Annotated in this window: 18 protein-coding genes and 2 pseudogenes; 9 read left to right on the top strand and 11 right to left on the bottom strand. The window is 68.1% G+C overall.

The window, feature by feature from the left end; translation table 11 throughout:
• Nucleotides 1-122 (top strand): annotated as a pseudogene (locus KRR26_RS00005) (IS5/IS1182 family transposase); the annotation flags it as partial.
• A 71-nt stretch (nt 123-193) separates the two neighbouring features.
• Entirely contained in the window at nt 194-2050 is a 1857-nt protein-coding gene (locus KRR26_RS00010) for an AMP-dependent synthetase/ligase (RefSeq protein WP_217078814.1), read from the top strand.
• Nucleotides 2051-2095: 45 nt separating this feature from the next.
• On the opposite strand, the gene KRR26_RS00015 is transcribed toward KRR26_RS00010, so the two are convergent.
• Nucleotides 2096-2533 (bottom strand): YciI family protein, encoded by a 438-nt coding sequence (locus KRR26_RS00015; RefSeq protein ID WP_120205528.1) that lies wholly within the window; start codon nt 2531-2533, stop codon nt 2096-2098.
• Nucleotides 2534-2902: 369 nt separating this feature from the next.
• Between KRR26_RS00015 and KRR26_RS00020 the strand changes: the two genes are divergently transcribed.
• From KRR26_RS00020 to KRR26_RS00035, 4 genes are all read left to right on the top strand, one after another.
• Nucleotides 2903-3778, top strand: coding sequence for an alpha/beta fold hydrolase (locus tag KRR26_RS00020; protein WP_217078815.1), 876 nt, complete (start codon nt 2903-2905; stop codon nt 3776-3778).
• A gap of 135 nt (nt 3779-3913) precedes the next feature.
• Nucleotides 3914-4939 (top strand): sigma-70 family RNA polymerase sigma factor, encoded by a 1026-nt coding sequence (locus tag KRR26_RS00025; RefSeq protein ID WP_217078816.1) that lies wholly within the window; start codon nt 3914-3916, stop codon nt 4937-4939.
• Between the two features lie 61 nt (nt 4940-5000).
• A complete protein-coding gene (locus tag KRR26_RS00030) occupies nt 5001-5888 on the top strand; it encodes an alpha/beta fold hydrolase (RefSeq protein WP_217078817.1) in 888 nt (295 codons plus the stop codon).
• 615 nt (nt 5889-6503) lie between these two features.
• Nucleotides 6504-7247, top strand: a complete 744-nt coding sequence (locus KRR26_RS00035) for a hypothetical protein (RefSeq protein WP_217078818.1) — start codon at nt 6504-6506, stop codon at nt 7245-7247.
• Nucleotides 7248-7424: 177 nt separating this feature from the next.
• Here the strand turns inward: KRR26_RS00035 and KRR26_RS00040 are convergent, their stop codons facing one another.
• Nucleotides 7425-8117: a type 1 glutamine amidotransferase domain-containing protein gene (locus KRR26_RS00040; RefSeq protein WP_217078819.1), complete on the bottom strand. Its 693-nt coding sequence runs from the start codon at nt 8115-8117 to the stop codon at nt 7425-7427.
• Between the two features lie 103 nt (nt 8118-8220).
• Between KRR26_RS00040 and KRR26_RS00045 the strand changes: the two genes are divergently transcribed.
• Complete coding sequence (locus KRR26_RS00045; protein ID WP_120205521.1) at nt 8221-9156, top strand: LysR family transcriptional regulator; 936 nt, start codon at nt 8221-8223, stop codon at nt 9154-9156.
• A gap of 259 nt (nt 9157-9415) precedes the next feature.
• Here the strand turns inward: KRR26_RS00045 and KRR26_RS00050 are convergent, their stop codons facing one another.
• From KRR26_RS00050 to KRR26_RS00065, 4 genes are all read right to left on the bottom strand, one after another.
• Nucleotides 9416-9808 (bottom strand): DUF1801 domain-containing protein, encoded by a 393-nt coding sequence (locus tag KRR26_RS00050; protein WP_217079021.1) that lies wholly within the window; start codon nt 9806-9808, stop codon nt 9416-9418.
• Nucleotides 9809-10016: 208 nt separating this feature from the next.
• Nucleotides 10017-10439 (bottom strand): DoxX family protein, encoded by a 423-nt coding sequence (locus tag KRR26_RS00055; RefSeq protein ID WP_120205518.1) that lies wholly within the window; start codon nt 10437-10439, stop codon nt 10017-10019.
• 18 nt (nt 10440-10457) lie between these two features.
• The gene (locus KRR26_RS00060; RefSeq protein ID WP_233576851.1) at nt 10458-11048 is read right to left on the bottom strand and encodes an SRPBCC family protein; all 591 of its coding nucleotides are present in this window, start codon (nt 11046-11048) and stop codon (nt 10458-10460) included.
• Complete coding sequence (locus KRR26_RS00065) at nt 11045-11377, bottom strand: ArsR/SmtB family transcription factor (RefSeq protein WP_120205516.1); 333 nt, start codon at nt 11375-11377, stop codon at nt 11045-11047. The genes KRR26_RS00060 and KRR26_RS00065 overlap by 4 nt, the downstream gene beginning before the upstream one ends.
• Before the next feature lie 180 nt (nt 11378-11557).
• Here KRR26_RS00065 and KRR26_RS00070 point away from each other — a divergent pair, with 180 nt between their 5' ends.
• Nucleotides 11558-14005 (top strand): ATP-binding cassette domain-containing protein, encoded by a 2448-nt coding sequence (locus KRR26_RS00070; protein WP_120205515.1) that lies wholly within the window; start codon nt 11558-11560, stop codon nt 14003-14005.
• 69 nt (nt 14006-14074) lie between these two features.
• Here the strand turns inward: KRR26_RS00070 and KRR26_RS00075 are convergent, their stop codons facing one another.
• The 3 genes from KRR26_RS00075 to KRR26_RS00085 all read right to left on the bottom strand — a co-directional run bounded on the left by KRR26_RS00075 (nt 14075) and on the right by KRR26_RS00085 (nt 16067).
• Nucleotides 14075-14599, bottom strand: a complete 525-nt coding sequence (locus KRR26_RS00075) for an SDR family oxidoreductase (protein ID WP_233576850.1) — start codon at nt 14597-14599, stop codon at nt 14075-14077.
• 38 nt (nt 14600-14637) lie between these two features.
• The gene (locus tag KRR26_RS00080; protein WP_199723761.1) at nt 14638-14988 is read right to left on the bottom strand and encodes a hypothetical protein; all 351 of its coding nucleotides are present in this window, start codon (nt 14986-14988) and stop codon (nt 14638-14640) included.
• Nucleotides 14989-15068: 80 nt separating this feature from the next.
• Complete coding sequence (locus tag KRR26_RS00085) at nt 15069-16067, bottom strand: GlxA family transcriptional regulator (protein WP_217078820.1); 999 nt, start codon at nt 16065-16067, stop codon at nt 15069-15071.
• 57 nt (nt 16068-16124) lie between these two features.
• Between KRR26_RS00085 and KRR26_RS00090 the strand changes: the two genes are divergently transcribed.
• Nucleotides 16125-16514, top strand: a complete 390-nt coding sequence (locus tag KRR26_RS00090; RefSeq protein ID WP_120205511.1) for a PaaI family thioesterase — start codon at nt 16125-16127, stop codon at nt 16512-16514.
• A gap of 22 nt (nt 16515-16536) precedes the next feature.
• On the opposite strand, the gene KRR26_RS36535 is transcribed toward KRR26_RS00090, so the two are convergent.
• Together KRR26_RS36535 and KRR26_RS37780 are read right to left on the bottom strand one after the other, a co-directional pair.
• A complete protein-coding gene (locus KRR26_RS36535) occupies nt 16537-17304 on the bottom strand; it encodes a hypothetical protein (protein WP_233576862.1) in 768 nt (255 codons plus the stop codon).
• 216 nt (nt 17305-17520) lie between these two features.
• Nucleotides 17521-18006: pseudogene (locus tag KRR26_RS37780) on the bottom strand (MXAN_6577-like cysteine-rich protein); the annotation flags it as partial.
• Nucleotides 18007-18139 lie beyond the last annotated feature (133 nt).

The raw sequence follows: 18139 nt of genomic DNA on the forward strand, positions 1-18139 counted from the left end.
CCTGGCTCAACCGCTTCCGACGTCTGCTGGTGCGCTGGGAGAAGCGAGAGGACACCTACGTCGCAATGCTGCACTTTGCGCTGGGCATCATCACTTGGTTCCACGCGCTCCTACCGAAATAGGTTCTTAGCCTGCTGCGTTGAACCCTGCCCCATTCCTACCGATGACACCTCGCTCAAACAGCGGAGGCCTCGTGGCCGAGGCACTCCCGTCCCTCCCCCAGATGATTCTCGACCGGGCGCGCACATCGCCGCAGCGCGTCGCATTTCGAGTCCGCCGGGGTGAAACCTATGTCGACGTCCCCTGGTCGGAGGCCGCTCCGCGCATCGAAGCCATCGCGGCGGGGGTGTTGAGCGCCGGCCCGCTCGATGATGGCGCGTGCATCTCCATCGTTGGCAACACCACGATGGAGTCGTGTCTCGTCGACTTCGCCGCCCTGAGCGCGGGGCTCAAGACGGTCCCGGTCTACGCGAGCCTGCTGCCAGAAGAAGTGGGCTACATGCACGTGGACACGGCGGCACAGCTCATCGTCGTGGAAGACGGGAGCCAGCTGGCGAAGGTGCGAGCCTTTCGGGAGGGCTTCACGTTCCACGAGCGGCCTTACGCCCCCGCCGAGCTGCGAGTCCGCGCGAAGGTGGTGGTCATCCACCCCGCCGGGCTTGCGCCCGCCGACGATTGGGAAAGCCTGGAGACGCTGGAGGCCCGAGGCCGCGCCCAGCGCGCGGCCTTGGAGCAAGAGCTGCATCGGAGGGTGTCTTTGCTTCGGCGCGAGCACGTCGCGACCTTCACGTACACCTCCGGCACGACGGGGGCACCGAAGGCGGTGATTCAAACCCACGACAACATGCTGGCGATGCTCGAAGACGTCGCGGACGCAGGGCTCATGGATGAGACCGTCATCCAGCACGGCCTGTTCCTCTTCCTCCCCGCCGCGCACTCCTTCGGGCGCATGGTGGAGTTCGCGGGTCCGTTCTTCGGAGCGCCGCTGGTCATGTCGTCCGTGCCCACGCTGGCAGCGGATCTCGTCATCGGCCGCCCGGGGTTCTTTCCGGCGGCGCCGCGCGTCTTCGAGAAGATGATGGCGAAAATCACCAGCGCCATCGAGAACGAGCACGGCCTTCGCCGGTGGCTGATGGATTGGGCCCTGGGCGTGGGGCGTCAGGTCGCGGACCGCCACGCCCAGGGCAGCTCGCCCCCCATCTGGCTGGAGGCCCAACGCGCCTTGGCGGACCGCCTCGTGTTGTCGAAGCTGCGCGCGCGTCTGGGATTGGACCACGCCTCTGTGCTGCTCTCGGGAGCCGCGGCGCTTCGGCTCGATGTCCAGATGTTCTTCCTCGGCTTGGGCCTGAACATCCTGGAGGCCTATGGCCTGACGGAGACGTGCCCGGGCCTGACGGTCAATCGCAAGGACAACGTCCATCCCGGGACCGTGGGCCGTCCGTTCAAGCACTGCGAACTCAAGGTGGCCCCCGACGGGGAGCTCCTCGCGCGCGGGCCCAACATCTCCCGCGGCTACTTGAATCGTCCGGAGGCCACGGCGGACGCCTTCGATGCCGACGGCTGGTTCCGGACCGGAGACCTGGGCTCCATCGACGCGGAAGGATTCGTCCGGATCACCGGGCGCAAGAAGGAGCTGCTCAAGACGAGCGGCGGCAAGTACATCGCGCCGCTGAAGATTGAGGCGCAGCTCAAGCGACACCCGCTCGTCCAAGAGGCCATCGTGATTGGCGAGGGCCGCAATTACTGCACCGCCTTGTTCGCGCTCGACACGGAGATCCTCGCCACGGTGGCGCGCCGCGAGGGGTTCCCCGCGGAGCCCTCGCATCCGCGAGTCATCACCGTGCTGGAGAGCCTGGTCGCGGAGACCAACGCGGGCCTGGCGTCCTTCGAGCGCATCAAGACGTTCCGCGTGTCTCCCGGGCCGTTCACGGTGGATGGCGGCGAGCTGACGGCGTCACTCAAGGTCAAGCGCCACGCGGTCATGCAGAAGCACGCGGCGTTGATTGAATCGATGTACGGAGGCGCAGAGGCGTCGCGCGGCGCGGCGTAGCGCGCCCCTCCCGAGACAGGAGGGGACGCGTTCCACCAGCGGGGGCTACTTTCCCTGCTGACGCTCCAGCTCCGCGCGCAGACGCTCGTCCTGCGCGCGCAGCTCGGGGGTGAGCTCCTGGCCGAAGTCCTCCGCCTCGAAGACCGGGCGAAGCTCCAGCATGCCGTCCTCGCCCGGCATCGGGTTCGGGCAGCGGCGCGCCCACTCCACCGCCTCCTCCATGTCGCGCACCTGCCACATCCAGTAGCCGGCGATCAGCTCCTTCGTCTCCGAGAACGGCCCATCGATGACCTTCGGCTTCTTCCCGTCCGCGAAGGCCACCCGCTTGGCCCGGATGCTGGGATGCAGGCCTTCGCCGGCGAGCATGATGCCCGCCTTCACCAGCTCCTCGTTGTACTTGCCCATGGCCGCGAGCATCTCTGCCTTGGGCATGATGCCCTTCTCGGAGTTCGGGCTCGCCTTCACAATGACCATCACGCGCATGTTCGTCTCCTTGTTGGGAGGCAGGAGATTTCCTGCCCTTCCCTCAGGCAACGAAGAATTGAGCGGCAAATCGACAGGGGCTTTCGAATTCCAAAAAACCTGTGCAATTCCAGCCAGTTGCAATTGAAGGTGCGACACCAGGCTCCTCACGAAGTGGCCGCCGGGGGCCATCGCACGCGGCCCCCGAGGCGGGTCCCAAGAGGATGCACGCGGGTGTGGCCGGCTACGCCGTCACCGCCCTCCGTGAGCCCAGCGAGTGCGAACACGGGAACGCGGCGATGTCGATCGACCGTCGCGACGTTCGTCGTCGGCAGGAAGGACCGAAGTCCTTCGATGACGAACCTCCCAAGCTCCAGGAAGGATGACTCCATGTTTCGCATGCTTCTCGCGGTCGTGCTGCTGCTCGCCGCTCCAGCACCGGCCCGTGCCCAAGCCAAACCGAAGGGTGCCCGCGTCAACGTGAACGGGATGCAGATGTACTACGAGGTCTCTGGCAAGGGCGACCCGCTGGTCGTCCTGCACGGCGCCTACATGAACATTCCGCAGATGGGCGCCATCATCTCCAAGCTCGCCAAGACCCATCAAGTCTACGCCCTCGAGTTTCAGGGCCACGGCCGCACCACGGACATTCAACGGCCCATCACCTACCCCAACCTCGCGGATGACGTCGCGGCCTTCATGGGCGCGGTGGGACTCTCCAAGGCAGACGTGTTTGGCTATTCGATGGGGGCGGGCGCGGGGTTGCAGCTCGCCATTCGCCACCCAGAGAAGGTGAACAAGCTGGCTGTCGCATCTGTCACCTATGACGTCGAGGGCATGCAGCCCGAGTTCAGGGCGTTCATCCCTCAGATGAAGGTGGAGATGTTCCTCGAGATGCCCTTCGCGAAGGAATATCGAAAGCTCGCGGCCAACCCCGAGGGATTCCCGGAGCTGGTCCGGAAGCTGATCGCCCTCGAAAAGGAGCCCATGGCGTGGGCGGAGGACGTCAAGGCGATGAAGACGCCGGTCCTTCTCATCACGGGCGACGCGGATGTATCGACCCTGGAGCACTCGGTGGCCATGTTTCGGCTCCTCGGGGGTGGCGGCGCGGGAGACATGGGCAAGCCGCTGCCGGCGTCACGCCTCGCGATCCTCCCGGCGACTTCGCACACCGCGGTCATCGCTCAACCCGAGCTGCTGCACGCCTTCATCGAACCCTTCTTGAAGGGCATCGCGCCGAAGGGAATGTTCGCGGCGCCGGAGTAAGAAGCCCCTCGACTTCGGGCATCTCGGTCCCCATCCCAGAGACTCCGGTGGGGCGGAGCGGCCGTCCCGTGGCGGAAATCGTCCGCGCGTGACGCGGGGGCCGTATCCTTTCGCCGGCCCCCTGCGTCTCCCGCCATGACCGACCCCATCCCGCCGCTCCCTCAAGCAGTCGCCAGCTCCTGGCACCGCTTCCTGGACGTCTATGAGCCCCTGCGGCCCGAGCTGTACCGCTACTGCCGCCACCTCACCCGGACGCCGTGGGACGCGGAGGACCTGGTCCAGGACGCCATGGCGCGCGCGTTCGCCACCTTGGGGTGCATCATCGACTCGCCACCCAACCCGCGCGCCTGGCTGTTCCGCGTCGCCTCGAACCTGTGGATCGATCAACAGCGGCGCAGGCGCGAGTCCCCGAGCTCCGTGCCGGAGTTCACCGAGACGCCGGAGCCCCGGGGCCCCCGCGAGGCCATGGGGACGTTGCTCTCCCAGCTGTCCCCCCAGGAGCGCGCGGCCGTGGTGCTCAAGGATGCCTTTGACTTGAGCCTCGAGGAGACCGCGGAGGCACTGTCCACCACGGTGGGCGCCATCAAGGCCGCGCTGCATCGCGGGCGCACCAAGCTGGTCCAGGCCCCCGACAGGCTCGAAGGCCCCGCGACGACACCGAGCCGGCTCGATGCCTTCTGCGAGGCCTTCAACGCGCGCGACATCGACCGGCTCGCCGCGATGCTCCTGGAGACCGCCACCATCGAGGTCGTCGGTGCCTCCACGGGGTACGGTCGCGAGGTCGGCCGGCAGCGCGTCCTCCCCGGCATGCTGTTCGGCAGCAAGCTCCTGGCCGACCTCTCGGCCTTCTGCGGCGTCGAGGTGCGCTATCGGCATGGCGCGCACGCGACGTATCCGCGCGGCGAGGTTCGCATCCATCGCGGCGAGCCACTCCTGCTCTCCTGGTACGCCCATGACGACGGCGACGCGGTGCGCGCCGTCACGCGCCTCGTGTTCGACGAGGGCGGGCTCGTGACTCACCTCCGGAACTACTTCTACACCCCGGAGTTCATCACCGAGGTGTGCCGCGAGCTGGGCGTTCCGTTCCGCATCAATGGCTACTTCAGCATGAGGTCATGCGGGGCGACCGCGCGCTGCGAGCTGGGAGACGAGGGGGCGTGACGCGGTGAAGGAAACGGGCGAGGCCCCGTATCCTTCGCGCGGCCTCGCCCGTTTCTCGGGCATGCAACCGAACCTCGCCGCACTGCTTCTCTCCGCCCTCCTCTTCGCGCAGGTCACCACGGGCTGCGCCTCCACCGAGGCCCAAGTCCGCGCCGCCTCGGGCGCCTATGCGCAGGTCAATGGGCTCAACATGTACTACGAGGTCCATGGCCCCGCGTCCGGCCGGCCGTTGGTGCTCCTGCACGGCGGCGGCTCGACGATTGACACGTCCTTTGGACGCCTGATTCCCATGCTGGCCAGGGACCATCGGCTCATCGCCGTCGAGCAGCAGGCCCACGGCCATACGGCGGACGTGGACCGCCCGCTGTCGTTCGAGCAGATGGCGGACGACACGGCGGCCCTGCTGCAACAGCTCCACGTGCAGGACGCGGACATCATGGGCTTCAGCAACGGCGGCGTCATCGCCATGCAGATCGCGCTGCGGCATCGCCCGTTGGTGCACTCGCTCATCCTCGCGTCGACATACTTCAAGCATGACGGCTGCTATTCGTACATGTGGGAGGGCTTCCCGACCGCCACCCTCGACGTCATGCCGAAGGCCTTGCGCGACGCGTACCTCCAGGTCTCGCCACAGGGAGAGGCGGGGCTGATGTCGCAGTTCCACAAGACGGTGGCCATGATGATGTCCTTCAAGGACCTGGATGAGGGCGCGCTCCGGGCAATCTCCGCGCCCGTCCTCGTCCTCTCGGCGGACGGGGACGTGATTCGCCCCGAGCACGCCGTCGAGATGCTGCGCGTCTTCCCCCACGCCCAGCTCGCGCTCTTCCCTGGCGCCATCCACGGCGGGTACATCCGCGCGGCCGAGAGCGGGGACAACAAGGCGGGGAGCCGAGTGCCCGAGCTGACCGCGGCGATGATTCACGAGTTCCTGAACGAGGCGAAGGAGTAGTCGTCCACCTCGGGTGTCGAGCGTGTCTGCCCGTTCAGGAATGGGCGGCAGGCCCGCGCTCAGCGCAGCGCCGGGTAGTCCGTGTAGCCTTTCGCCTCGCCCGTGAAGAACGTGGCGGCGTCCGGAGCGGTGAATGGAGTTCTGCACGCCGACGCCAGTCCGCACATGCACCAACGCGTGCGCGGCGGACCGCGGTGAAAGCGCCTGCAACAGCCTCTATTGCCAGGCGTGCACGAGCACGTGCTGAAGCCGCGCTCGATGCCGACGCATTCCCCGTAGCGGCAACTCACCCTCCTGGCCCGACGAGGTAGCAGAGCCCCTCGTCGCGTGGCGCTTCCTGCGAGAGCCAGCACGCGACGGGGTTGTCGAGGCGCGACCGCCGGACCCGACCCGCTTGCGCGAACGCGCCGTGCACTCCCGGCGAACGCTCAAGCACTGTCATGTCATCGTCATCGGTGACGACTCGGGAAGCGCTTTCACTCACACCACAAAGCCACGCCTCGACTGCATCTCTTTGCCCAATCATGGGCTCCCATGCACTATCGCCCTGGGTGAAAGGCTCTCCACTTGGCGCAATGAAGCGCTCATCGAAGCTCACCCAGAGGATGTCTGGAGATGAAGATGCATTGGAGCCTGACGGCGCTGCTGCTGGTCGCCGTGGGTTGCGGCAATGTGGCGCAGGAAGAAGCTGTGGCGTCCCCCGAGCTGGCGACGGAGGAAGCGTCGCTCGCGGACCGCACCTGTGTGAACACTCTGAGCTGCCGCGCCGCCTGTACTTGCGTGGCGGGAACCTGCGTGCCGGATGACTTCGGCCCCCCGGTCTCCCAGGCGTTCTGTAACGTCGCGCCCGTCCGCGAGTGCAGCAGCGGTGCGGACTGCATCACCGGATGCAACTGCGTGAGCGGCGCCTGCGTCGACAGCGGCTTCAGCCCGCCCGCGAACTGCCTGCTGGCCCCGGCGGATTCCTATGAGAACGACAACACGCACACCACTGCGTCGTCCTACCCAGGCTCGCCCCAGCTCAACCACTCGTTCCACCGGCAGGGCGATGTCGACTGGGTCATCGTGTTCGTCCCGACGACGCAGGTCCTGAACGTGGAGACCTACAACCTGCGCAATGGCCCGGCGATGAAGCTCGAGATCTATGCCTACAACTACGCCACGCGCACGCTGGGGGCGCTGCTGGGCAGCACCCAGGACTACATCTGCCGGCTCCCCGTCTCGTCCTGCTTTGTCTACCGCGTCTCCGCCAACGCCCAGGCGAACAACGTGTATGCCATCAAGGTGACGGACATGCGCGGCTTGCCCTCGGGGAGCGACTGGACTCCGACGCCGAAGTACGACCTGAAGATGTACTGAGCCGCGCGGCGCGTTGAGGCGGCGGTACCTGCAATGGCTGTCGAGGCAGCCTTCGCTTCGGCACGCCATTCCCGAGCAGCCCGCCTCGCCCCTGCGCCATCTGGACCTCCAGGTGGCGCAAGGGCGCTCGTCCAGCCAAGAACGCGGCAGCAGCCCCCGTCGCACGCGCGAGCGCGGTTACTTCTCGCGCAGGACCTTGAGCACCTCGCGCGCCGTCTCGGCGGAGGAGGCGGGGTTCTGCCCCGTGACGAGCCGGGCGTCTCGCACCACGAAGCTCTGCCACAAGGGCCCCGACTCGTACTTCGCGCCAAGCTCGCGCAGCCGGGTCTCCAGCGGGAACGGGACGATGGCGTCGAACTTCGCCGCCTTCTCCTCCGCGTTGCTGAAGGCCGCCACGCGCTTGCCCGCCACCAGCGGCTTGCCATCCGCCCCCTTCACGCCCACCAACGCCGCCGGCCCGTGGCAGACCGCCGCGACCACCGCGCCCCGGGAGTAGCCCGTGGAGAGCAGCGTGTGCAGCGGCGCCTGCTTGGACAGGTCCCACATCACGCCGTGCCCGCCCACCACGAAGTACGCGTCATAGGTGTCCTTCACCTCCGCGAGCGTGAGCGTGTGGGCCAGCTTCTTCGTCGCCTGCGTATCGGCGAGGAAGGCCCGCGTCGCCTCCGAGGACTCCTTCTCGCTGCGCGGATCCACCGGCGCCGCTCCGCCCTGCGGCGAGGCGATGTCCACCTGGGCCCCCGCCTGGGCGAACTGCTCGTACGGCGCGGCCAGCTCCTCGAGCCAGAAGCCCGTGCGCTCGCCCGTGCTTCCGAACTGCGAATGGCTGGTGACAATCAACAGGACCTTCACGGTGGTCATGGCACCCATGTCGCGGCGTCTCCTGCCCCTCGATGGGGGCGATGTCGTCAGGCAGGAGTACTCCCCGACCAGCCGCAAGAATACCGAGAGGGTCTTCGCATAAACTCAAGCGATGCTTGGCAATCACGACGCCTTGTGGACGCTGTGGGAAGTCAGCCGGGCGGGCACCCAGGCGGCCGCCGCCTCCCGCCTGGGCATCACCGCCTCCGCCGTGGGACAGCAACTCAAGGCGCTGGAGCACCAGGTGGGCGTGGCCCTGTTCGAGCGTGTGGGCCGCCGCGCCCGCCTCACGCCCGCGGGCATCGCGCTCGTCGCCCGACTGGGCGAGCACCTGCCCTTCCTGGACGCCGCCCTGGAGGAAGCAGCCGAGGCCCAGCGCACGGTGCGCGGCGAGGTGTCCCTCGGAGGGCCCTGGCCCTTCTTCCGTCATTGGCTGAGGCCACGCCTGCCGGCGCTGCTCGCGCGACACCCGGAGCTGCGGCTCGAGGTTCGCTTCGATGTGCCGAGCCGCGTGGCCCGTCGCCTGCTCGATGGCGAGTTGGACCTGGGCATCGTCGGGCTCCTTCCCGAAGCCCCCGGCCTGGAGGTGCGACCCGTGGCGCAGGAGCGCTTCGTCGCGGTGGCCTCACCCGCCTACTTGAGGCGCTGGGGCACCCCACGCAGCGCGCGGGACTTTGGCGCCCACCGCTTCATCGCGTTCGACGCGGACCTCGCCATGCTCGCGCCTTGGTGGCATGCCTCCCTCGGCCCCAAGGAACCGCTGCCCGCCCAGGTGGTCTGCCGCATCGCCAACCTCGACGAGATGCTGGCGCTGACCGAAGCCGGCGTGGGCATGACGGTGCTGCCCGACTATCTCGTGGGCCCCGCGCTGCGCGAGGGCCGCGTCGTGGCCCTCACGCCCGAGGTGAGCCGGCGCTCCCCCCGCCGCCCATGGGGAACCCTCTGGGTGGCCTGGCGCCGCACCGCAGCCCCCACGGCGCGCTTCCTCGCCGTGCGCGACTGGCTCCTGGAGGGCTGGGGCACCGCGACACCTGCCGCCCGCCCATGAGCGTGACCGGGAACTGGCTCCCCGGACCCGCGCTCCCAACAGCCCCTCACCCGGGAGGGCTCAGCGGCGCGACATGTCGAGCGGAGAAAAGCGTGGACCAGGATGCGGAGCCGCTCCAGGGGTGGCTGCTGGCCGTCCGCGAGGATGTCGCTCATCAGAAGACGGCTCGTCTGCCGCCACTCGTCGCGCTGAAGGTTCGCAGCACCTCGCCCCGCCACGAAGCAGCGGCGCGAGGACGCCGGTGCCCTCTGACGCCGCGCTATTTCGTTCGCTTGCGCGCCGGTCCCCGAGCCTTCGGCGGGCTCTTGCTCGAAAGATTGTGAACCACCGCCGCGCGGATGAGGTCCTTGAAGGCCTTCTCGTTGAGTCTGTCTCCCTCGCGGATATCAATGGCTCGCCGCGCGTTCCCGTCGAGGCTGGAGTTGAACAGTCCAGCGGGGTCACTCAACGCAGCGCCCTTGAGGAAGGTCAGCTTGACGGCGGTCTTGTATGTCTCGCCCGTGCAGAGAATGCCCTCGTGCGACCACACGGGCGTTCCCATCCACTTCAACTCCTCGACGACCTCCGGGTCCGCCTCGTGAATGAGTTCACGCACCCGCGCGAACACCTTCGCACGCCAGCCCCCAAGCTCCTGAACCTTCTCATCAATCATGGCGGCCACGGCGGCCGGCGGGAGGGGGGCGTTCTGGGTCACGTTCAACTCCGGTACAGCTAAAGGCTGCTTCGGAGACAGCCCTGCACGAATGACAGACAGGGTCCCAGCCCTGTCTGTCTCAACCCGGCCTTCGCACGCGACCGCCGCGCCGGCAATGCACGCGCACAGCCGGCGCGGCTTCACGCTCGCGGCGGGTGACGCGAGGTCAGGCCCGCGACGACGCGGCCTGCAGGCGGCGCCACGCGAAGTACGAGAGCCCCCAGAGCACGCTCGTGGCCACGGCCCAGCCCCACGCCGATGCGCCATCCCCCACCGCGACGTGCGCGAGCACCGCGGAGAAGAGGTTGATGGCGAAGCCCGCGTACACCCACTCCTTGAGCCGTGCCGGCACGGGCGCGAGCATCAGCACCACGCCCACCAACTTGGCCCACGACAGCTCCAGCCGGAAGTAGTTGGGAAAGCCCAGGTGCGTGAACGCCTCCGACACCTGCGGCAGCGTCAACTGCGCGTAGGCGGTGAAGCCCATCTGCAAGCAGAAGAGAACGGTGACGCTCCAGTAGAGCGCGGTCATGGCCTTGGACGAGGTCTTCGCGGCGACGAGGGCCGGGTTCTGCAGGGTCGATTCCATGAAAGATTGCTCCGCGCGTCAGCGCTTCGAGGTGTTGGAGGAGAAGCCGGGGGACTCCACGCCAAACTGCTCCGCGTACTCACCGAGCAGCCGCTGCCAGCCTTCGAACTTCATCGCGTCGCCGCCGACGATGCGGCCAATTGACTCGCCCGCGAGGAAGTACTCCAGCACGTCGAAGCAGATGTGCCAGCCCGCCGCGCCCCAGGTGATGAAGCCGCGGTTGATGTTGTGCCAGAGCGTCAGGCGCGTGCCGCTGGCGAGGGGCTCCAGCTCCCAGCGGAGGTCTCCGCCTCCCCAGGTGAACTCGAGGAGCCGCAGGGCCTCGGCCCGCTTCACCGTCGTCTCCGAGACCTGCGGGGTCGGCGCGCCCACGGCCGTGAGCCGCACCGGGCCCACCGCCGCCATGCTCCGGCTCGCATCGAACGGCGCCCACTCGGACAGGTGCTCGGGCTCGGTCAGCGCCTCCCAGACCTTCTCCGGGGGGTGACGAAGGTCACGCACGAGGACCAGCGTCCAGGCATCACCCATCTTCTGAACCTTGGCGCCTGCCGCGCGGCCAGGAACGTACTTCTCACGCTGCATCATCGATTCTTTCTCACGCTGCATCATCGATTCTTTCCTTCTGTAGGGGTTTGCCCCATCCGGTCCAGGTGGCGTTCGAGTGCGTCGAGGTGGTCGTTCCAGAACCGGCGGAAGGGGGCGAGCCAGGCATCGACCTCCTTCAGCGGTTCAGGGCGGATCCGGTAGACACGCCGCTGCGCCTCGACGCGTGACTCGACGAAGCCCGCCTCTCGAAGCACCCGCAGGTGCTTGGACACCGAGGGCTGAGGCATCTGGAGCTGCGTCTCGAGCTCGCCGACGGAATGCTCCGACGTGGCCAGCAGGCTGAGGATGGCCCGGCGATTCGGCTCCGCGACGATCGCGAATGAGGAGTCCATGCCCGATATATGAACCAACGGGCATATAACCGTCAAGGAATATAACGAGCCTGGCGGGCGGCCAGCGTCCGAACTGGGGTGGCGTCAACGGGGCACCACCTTCATCGCCCCGAAGCCGCCCTGCCGGGCTAAAGCAGCGGCGGCAGGCCTCTCTCCACGCCTTCCATTGGTGCCCACGCCATGACCGAGCCCAAGAATGCCCCGCCCCCGCATCTCGCGGACCGCCACGACATGATTCGCGTCCGAGGTGCACGGGAGAACAACCTGAAGGACGTGAACCTCGAGCTGCCCAAGCGACGGCTGACGGTGTTCACCGGCGTGTCGGGCTCGGGCAAGTCCTCGCTCGTGTTCGGCACCATCGCGGCGGAGTCGCAGCGGATGATCAACGAGACCTACAGCACGTTCGTGCAGGGCTTCATGCCCACGCTGGCGCGGCCCGAGGTCGATGTGCTCGACGGACTCACGACCGCGATCATCGTCGACCAGGAGCGCATGGGCGCCAATGTCCGCTCGACGGTGGGCACCGCGACCGACGCCAACGCGATGCTGCGGGTGCTCTTCAGCCGGCTCGGAAAGCCGAGCGTCGGCTCGTCCAACGCCCTCTCCTTCAATGTCCCGTCCGTCACGGGGGCTGGGCAGATCTCCGTCGACAAGGGCGAGGGGAAGACCGAGACCGAGCAGCACTCGTTCACGGTCAACGGAGGCATGTGCCCGCGCTGCGAGGGCACGGGCTCGGCGACGGACATCGACCTGTCCCAGCTCTTCGACGACACGAAGTCGCTCGCCGAGGGCGCCCTCACCATCCCGGGATACACCGCCGAGGGATGGCACGTCCGCATCTTCTCGGAGTCGGGGTTCCTGGATCCGAACAAGCCGATCCGCAAGTACACCCAGAAGGAGCGCCACGACTTCCTCTATCGAGAGCAGACCAAGGTGAAGATCGAGCGCATGAACCTGACCTACGAAGGGTTGGTTCCGCGCATCCAGAAGTCCATCCTGTCCAAGGACAAGGAGGCGATGCAGCCGCACATCCGCGCCTTCGTCGAGCGAGCGGTCACCTACTCCGCCTGTCCCGAATGCCAAGGCACCCGACTCAATGAGGCGGCGCGGGCCTGCAAGATCAAGGGCATCAACATCGCCGAGGCGTGCGCGATGCAAATCAGCGACCTGGCGGACTGGATGCGCGGCCTGGACGCCCCCACCGTCGCGCCGCTGCTCGCGACGCTCCAGCGGACGCTCGATTCGTTCGTGGAGATTGGCCTGGGCTATCTCAGCCTCGACCGTCCGGCGGGGACGCTGTCGGGTGGCGAGGCGCAGCGCACGCAGATGATTCGGCACCTCGGCTCGGCCCTCACCGACGTCACGTACGTGTTCGATGAGCCGACGGTGGGACTGCACCCGCACGACATCCAGCGGATGAACAACGTGCTGCTGCGGCTGCGCGACAAGGGCAACACGGTGCTGGTCGTCGAGCACAAGCCCGAGGTGATCGCCATCGCGGACCACGTGGTCGACATCGGCCCGGGCGCGGGCACCGCGGGTGGGCAGGTGGTGTTCGAGGGCACCGTCGAAGGACTGCGGGCCAGCGGCACGCTCACGGGTCGGCACCTGGATGACCGGGCCGCGGTGAAGCCGTCGGTGCGCACGCCGTCAGGGGCGCTGAAGGTGCGTGGCGCCACCGCGCACAACGTGAAGAAGGTCGACGTGGACATTCCGCTCGGCGTGCTCGTGGTGGTGACGGGCGTGGCCGGGTCGGGCAAGAGTTCGCTGATCCACGGCTCGGTGTCGGGGCGCGAGGGCGTGGTGTCGATCGACCAGAGCGCCATTCGCGGCTCGCGGCGAAGCAACCCGGCGACGTACACGGACCTGTTGGAGCCGATCCGCAAGGCGTTCGCCAAGGAGAACGGAGTGAAGCCCGCGCTGTTCAGCGCCAACTCCGAGGGGGCCTGTCCCGCGTGCAACGGCGCCGGGGTCATCTACACGGACCTGGCGATGATGGCCACGGTCACCACGGTCTGTGAGGAGTGCGCGGGCCGCCGGTTCCAGGCCGCGGTGCTGAACTATCGGCTGGGCGGGCTCAACATCGCCGAGGTGCTCGACCTCGCCGTCGAGGATGCGCTCCGCTTCTTCGGGAGCAAGAAGGCGGAGCTTCCGTCCGCGCGGGCCATCCTCCAGCGCATGGCGGATGTCGGGCTCGGTTACGTGAGGCTCGGGCAGCCGCTCACCACGCTGTCGGGTGGCGAGCGACAGCGGCTGAAGCTCGCGACGCACATGGGCGAGGACGGCGGCATCTACGTGCTCGACGAGCCCACCACGGGCCTGCATCTGGCGGACGTCGCGCAGCTCCTCGGCTTGTTGGATCGGCTCGTTGACTCGGGCAAGTCGGTCATCGTCATCGAGCACCACCAAGCAGTGATGGCGCACGCCGATTGGATCATCGACCTGGGGCCCGGCGCGGGCCATGACGGCGGGAAGGTCGTATTCGAAGGGACCCCCGCGGCCCTCGTCGCCGCGCGGTCCACGCTGACGGGTCAGCACCTCGCGGACTACGTCGGCGTGAAGTCTCAGGGCGGCCCGCCACCGGGACGCAGCAGCCGTCCCCGCGGGCGCGCGGCGGAGACTCGCTAACCCACGGCCGCCCTCGCGGCGCGTCCGCCACGAGGGCCGGATTCGAGTCCTCGTGGCGGGTCTTACCGCCTACTTCGTGGTGTAGCCCCCGCTGACCAGGATGGTTTGTCCCGTCATCCACCAACCCTCCGTGACGAGGAAGCGGATGAACGGGACGATGTCCTGGATGTCCGTCAGGCCCGTCTTGGTGAACTTCGAGAGCGCCGCCGCGGCCTTGTGATAGGCAACGGCGTCCGCCCCCTCCGCGGGATAGAAGAACGGCGTGTCCATGGGGCCCGGCCCTATCGCCGTCACGGAGAGGCCTCGCTCACCAAACTCCTTGGAAGCCGCTCGGGTGAAGTGCTCGACGGGCGCCTTCATCCCGGCATAGGTCGCGTAGAACGGCGTGAAGGCCCCGAGCAGCGACGTCACCACCGTGCAGAGCTTCCCCTGGTCGTTGAGGTGCTTCCCCGCCTCCTTGAGGAAGAAGAACGCGGTCTTCGCATTCACCGCGCGCATCTCGTCGAACTCCTCCTCGCTGGTTTCGAGGATGGGTTGCTTCAGGACCTTCCCGACGGTGTTGATGGCGATGTCGAGCGTGCCCACCGCGGCCATCGCGTCCGCCAGGCGACAGGCCCCGCGCGTTCGAGCGCCTACTCGAACTCCACCTGGAGGCGCGCGCCCTCGCGCAGGACGCGCACCGGACGCTCCATTCCCTTCTGGAAGAGCGGCGCATCCATGGGCCGGATGAGGCGATCCGCCGTGGCCTCGACCGGAGCGCCACCTGCGGCAAAGCGAATGCGGATCGAGAAGCGGAGGATGTCGTGGTGCCCGTGGCTGATGCCGGTCCGCTCCCATCCCAGGATGTGAGCCGTCGCGGCTTCACCCTGCGAGAGCACCTTCTCGCGTCGCATGTCCGCCCCCACGGTTGCCCGGAGCAGGAGCGCGATGCCGCCGAGGAGGAGTACGCCCAGGATGACAAACACCACGATGAGCGAGGCCATGCGCTGACGCTACCACGGCGGCCCCTGGCTCCAGCGCCCGCACGGCGGCGCGAGCACAGGCCTGACGCGCGTCTCGCGTCTCAGCCCGGTCCGCCCAGGGAGGCCCGTCGGTATGCGGTGGGCGTCAGCCGATGGTGCGCCTTGAAGAGCGCGGTGAAGGTCGAGGCGTCCTCGTACCCCACGCGCTGCGCGACCTGAGACACAGGCTCATCAGTGGAGTGCAGCAGCGCGCGAGCCCGGGCCAACCGGACCTCGGTGAGGTACGTCAGGAGTCCGCGCCCGGTCGCGGCCTGGAAGCGCCGGCGCAGGTTGCGCGGACTCATGTGCACCCGCCGCGCGGCCTCCGTCGCGGAGAGCGGTTGGTCGTAGCTCGCTTCGAGCCATTCCTGGACCTGGAGCACCTGCGCGTCCCCGTGGTCGCGAAGCGGAACCGTGTGGAGCAGCGGCAGGGCCTCGGAGCCGGGCTCGTGGATGAGGGAGTACTGATAGGTACGCTCGGCGATGGCCGTAGACAGCGTCCGTCCCACCACGTGACACAGGGCCACCGCGGACGCGCTCATGTCGCGCGCCGTGACGAGCCGCCCCGCCACCGCGAGGCGAAGCTCGCTCGTCCAATCCACCCCGGGATACTGACGCCGACACCGCTCCAAGCTGGCCCAGTGGGTCGTGGCCGCGTGGCCATGAAGCAGCCCGGTCTCCGCGAGCAGCCAGCTCCCCGTGGCCATCGCGAGCACCAAGGCCCCTCGGGCGTACTGCTGACGGGTCCACTCGGCCAGTTCGGGAGGATGCGCCTCGGGCTCCAGGAAGTGGACGGCCCGCGAGGGGAGGATGACCACGTCCGCCTCCGTGCGCTCCCAGCTCGCGTCCGCGACGAGGGCCATCCCACTCGCGGTCCGCACCTCGCCGGGCCGCGCGCCCAGGAACCGCACGTCCAAGTCCCTGCTTCCGAGCCGGGCCCGCGCGATGGCGGTCGCGATGTGCAGGACATCGCGGGCCAGGCTCGCGCTCGAGCCCCAGACTCCGGGGTAGAGGCAGATGCCGACGCGGGTGCGGTGCTCGGAGGTTGGCCGTTTTGCCATGGTCTTTGTCCGCTGTGGCCCTGGGCAGGTTCCACCGCGCGGCCCATCCTGCGGGACATGGAAGCCAAGCCAGATGACAACGATTATTTCGAGAAGGACCTCTTCGCGCGAGAGCTGGGCTGCGAGTTGTTGGAGCGCGGCCAGGGCGTCGCTCGCGTTCGCATGCCCGCGGCTTCCCGCCGGCTGAACGGGCTCGGGACGACGCACGGCGCGCTCATCTTCGCGCTGGCCGACATCGCCTTCGCCACTGCCTGCAACTCCCATGGGCAAGTGGCCATCGGCGTCCAGGCCAACATCTCGTATCTGACGGGCGCGAACGACGGGCCCTTGGAGGCGCGGGCCCGCGAGCTGTCTCGCGGGCGGAAGCTGGCCACCTACGAGGTCCGCGTGGTCGACGCGGAGGAGCGGCAGATCGCGGCCTTTCAAGCGACCGCGTATCTGCGCTGACCTCCGCGCCGAGCGCGCCACCTCACTGACAGCGCAGCTCGACCGACTGGATCCGCATCACGCCGTCGACGTTCGGATCGTTGGTCTGGTCCCCGATGGCGAGGGTGCCGTTCGACGTGAAGTTGTTGCGCGTGAGCTTCGCGATGCCGTCGACGCTCAGCGTCGCCACCTTCGCGGCGTTCACCGAGAGTTCGTAGACGTGGAACAGGCCATCCGTCACGGGGAACGCCGCCGCCTGGGTATCATCCGCCCAGCCAATCGCGCTGCTGTCCAGGTAGACCATCTGAGAGCGCTCCGTGGTGTTGCCCACCGCGGGAGTGAAGCCCGCCAGGAGGGCCGCGCCGCTGTCGAGGCTGTTGTGCTTGTTCACGGACTCGACCTGCATCGTCACTCGGATCGCGTAAGGCTTCGTCGGGTCGAAGGCATTCGATCGCACGATGAGCAACTGCCCGCTCGTCGGGGCTTTGCTGGCCGTCGACGTCTCGAGGCGGACATAGTCCGCGCCGTACGTGAGCGAGCTCGGCGACTGCTCAATGCGCGTCCAACCCTGGGGCGCGATGTCGGCGCCGCCCACCAGCAGCGGGATTCGGGCACGCGCTGTCCACGCCGTCGTCGACGTCGCCGGAGCGCAGACCTCGCAGGCGTTCGCGGGGTTCGGCGTCCCGGCCGTGAAGACCTTGCCTCCAATGAAGCAGCCAGAGGCGCAGGCGCCCGCGGAGCAGAACTGCCCCGAACCACACTGCGTTCCGTCCGCGCGAGGCGTCCACGCGGTCGCGGACGTCGCGGGCATGCACTGCTCACACGCATTCGCCGCGTTCACCGTCCCCGAAGTGACCTGCTGGCCTCCAATCACACAAACCACGGCACAGCTCCCGCTCACACAGGACTGCCCCGCCGAGCACGCCACGCCACAGGCGCCGCAGTTCGCGGAGTCGCTCGTCGTGTTCACGCAGGCGGCGCCACAACGTGTCTCACTCGTCGAGCACGCGGCACTGCAGACGCCCTGCACGCAAGACTCGCCCGTGGCGCATTCCGTGTCGCAACCGCCACAGTGGGCTGCGTCGCTCGCGGTGTCCACGCAGGACACTCCACACAGCGTCTCGCCCCATGAACAGGGAACGAGACAGACGCCCTGCACGCAGGACTCGCCCGTGGCGCATTCCGTGTCGCAACCGCCACAGTGGGCTGCGTCGCTCGCGGTGTCCACGCAGGCCATTCCACACAGCGTCTCGCGGCTTGAACAGGGAGCGAGGCAGACGCCCAGCACGCAGGACTCGCCCGTGGCGCATACCGTGTCGCAACCGCCGCAGTGGGCCGGGTCGCTCGCGATGGCGACACAGGCGTCACCACAGGCCGTGGTGCCCCCATCGGTGCACACGAGCGGCACGGAGCCATCGGGTGTCTCGGTCGGGTGAGGAGGATCACCGCCGCAAGCAGCCACGAGGCCGAGCACAACGAGGAAGGAGAGCGCGAGGGGCCGGATGGACACCATGGTGTCCGTCACCTTACGCGACCCAGCGCCCCGAGTGCCGCAGCATCCCCACCTCGGGAAGCGTCCGAGATGCGATGGAGCGCATTCGTCGGGCACCCGTCACTCGGAATGCCGCGGGCCACCGAGCCGCGGC

It is taken from the genome of Citreicoccus inhibens (assembly GCF_019039035.1).
GTDB classification, from domain to species: domain Bacteria; phylum Myxococcota; class Myxococcia; order Myxococcales; family Myxococcaceae; genus Citreicoccus; species Citreicoccus inhibens.

What these genes read in the sequence shown, in the direction of transcription:
- KRR26_RS00085 (WP_217078820.1), bottom strand. Translation starts at nt 16,067, where the DNA reads ATGGCAAAACGGCCAACCTCCGAGCACCGCACCCGCGTCGGCATCTGC.
- KRR26_RS00070 (WP_120205515.1), top strand. Translation starts at nt 11,558, where the DNA reads ATGACCGAGCCCAAGAATGCCCCGCCCCCGCATCTCGCGGACCGCCAC.
- KRR26_RS00020 (WP_217078815.1), top strand. Translation starts at nt 2,903, where the DNA reads ATGTTTCGCATGCTTCTCGCGGTCGTGCTGCTGCTCGCCGCTCCAGCA.
- KRR26_RS00080 (WP_199723761.1), bottom strand. Translation starts at nt 14,988, where the DNA reads ATGGCCTCGCTCATCGTGGTGTTTGTCATCCTGGGCGTACTCCTCCTC.
- KRR26_RS00030 (WP_217078817.1), top strand. Translation starts at nt 5,001, where the DNA reads ATGCAACCGAACCTCGCCGCACTGCTTCTCTCCGCCCTCCTCTTCGCG.
- KRR26_RS00060 (WP_233576851.1), bottom strand. Translation starts at nt 11,048, where the DNA reads ATGATGCAGCGTGAGAAAGAATCGATGATGCAGCGTGAGAAGTACGTT.
- KRR26_RS00090 (WP_120205511.1), top strand. Translation starts at nt 16,125, where the DNA reads ATGGAAGCCAAGCCAGATGACAACGATTATTTCGAGAAGGACCTCTTC.
- KRR26_RS00035 (WP_217078818.1), top strand. Translation starts at nt 6,504, where the DNA reads ATGAAGATGCATTGGAGCCTGACGGCGCTGCTGCTGGTCGCCGTGGGT.
- KRR26_RS00040 (WP_217078819.1), bottom strand. Translation starts at nt 8,117, where the DNA reads ATGGGTGCCATGACCACCGTGAAGGTCCTGTTGATTGTCACCAGCCAT.
- KRR26_RS00075 (WP_233576850.1), bottom strand. Translation starts at nt 14,599, where the DNA reads ATGGCCGCGGTGGGCACGCTCGACATCGCCATCAACACCGTCGGGAAG.
- KRR26_RS00050 (WP_217079021.1), bottom strand. Translation starts at nt 9,808, where the DNA reads ATGATTGATGAGAAGGTTCAGGAGCTTGGGGGCTGGCGTGCGAAGGTG.
- KRR26_RS00045 (WP_120205521.1), top strand. Translation starts at nt 8,221, where the DNA reads ATGCTTGGCAATCACGACGCCTTGTGGACGCTGTGGGAAGTCAGCCGG.
- KRR26_RS00065 (WP_120205516.1), bottom strand. Translation starts at nt 11,377, where the DNA reads ATGGACTCCTCATTCGCGATCGTCGCGGAGCCGAATCGCCGGGCCATC.
- KRR26_RS36535 (WP_233576862.1), bottom strand. Translation starts at nt 17,304, where the DNA reads ATGCCCGCGACGTCCGCGACCGCGTGGACGCCTCGCGCGGACGGAACG.
- KRR26_RS00015 (WP_120205528.1), bottom strand. Translation starts at nt 2,533, where the DNA reads ATGCGCGTGATGGTCATTGTGAAGGCGAGCCCGAACTCCGAGAAGGGC.
- KRR26_RS00025 (WP_217078816.1), top strand. Translation starts at nt 3,914, where the DNA reads ATGACCGACCCCATCCCGCCGCTCCCTCAAGCAGTCGCCAGCTCCTGG.
- KRR26_RS00055 (WP_120205518.1), bottom strand. Translation starts at nt 10,439, where the DNA reads ATGGAATCGACCCTGCAGAACCCGGCCCTCGTCGCCGCGAAGACCTCG.